The 774-nt window shown below is 62.1% G+C and carries 1 protein-coding gene; it reads right to left on the bottom strand.

What is annotated here, in order from left to right; all coding sequences use genetic code 11:
• On the bottom strand, window positions 1–726 hold a 726-nt coding region (locus tag E8E78_RS29045), incomplete at its 3' end, for an ArsB/NhaD family transporter (RefSeq protein ID WP_280311572.1).
• Window positions 727–774: the final 48 nt, after the last annotated feature.

Here is a 774-nt window from a genome sequence, read left to right as displayed (position 1 = left end):
CTCGATGGCGAAGAAGCCGACCAGCAACAGCGCAAGCACCCACCAGCCGGCAACGAACGTCGCCTTGTCGCGGATAGCGGCTTTCGGAGCCTTCAACTGGTCGAGTTCATAGGTACGCGGCAGGTCCTTGCGGAAGAACCACAGCAGCATTCCCAGAGTGGCGGCAATGCTGACCAGGTTCACCGGCACCATGACCGAGGCGTACTCGCTGAAGCCAATGCCAAAGTAGTCGGCGGAAACGATGTTCACCAGGTTGGACACCACCAGCGGCAGGCTCGCGGTATCGGCGATGAAGCCCGCCGCCATGACGAATGCCAGCGTCGCCGCCGGGGAGAAGCGCAGGGCCAGCAGCATGGCGATGACGATCGGGGTCAGGATCAGTGCCGCACCGTCGTTAGCGAACAGCGCCGAGACAGCGGCGCCCAGCAGGATGATGAAGGCGAACAGCTTGCGGCTGCTGCCATTGCCCCAGCGGGCCACGTGCAATGCCGCCCACTCGAAGAACCCCGCCTCATCCAGCAGCAGGCTGATGATGATGACGGCGATGAAAGTGGCGGTAGCGTTCCAGACGATCTGCCAGACCACGGGGATATCGGACAGGCTCACGACGCCCGCCAGCAGCGCCACGACGGCCCCCAGTGCGGCGCTCCAGCCAACACCCAGGCCTTTGGGCTGCCAGATGACGAGAACGATCGTCACCAGGAAAATCAAAAATGCGATCAGCATGACTACAACTCAATCAGCGAAGGGAAGTCTCAAGCACAAGCAACAGGG

The organism is Pseudomonas sp. BN505 (assembly GCF_029873175.1).
Classification (GTDB): Bacteria; Pseudomonadota; Gammaproteobacteria; order Pseudomonadales; family Pseudomonadaceae; genus Aquipseudomonas; species Aquipseudomonas putida.
This window is presented reverse-complemented; position numbering and strand designations above follow the sequence as displayed.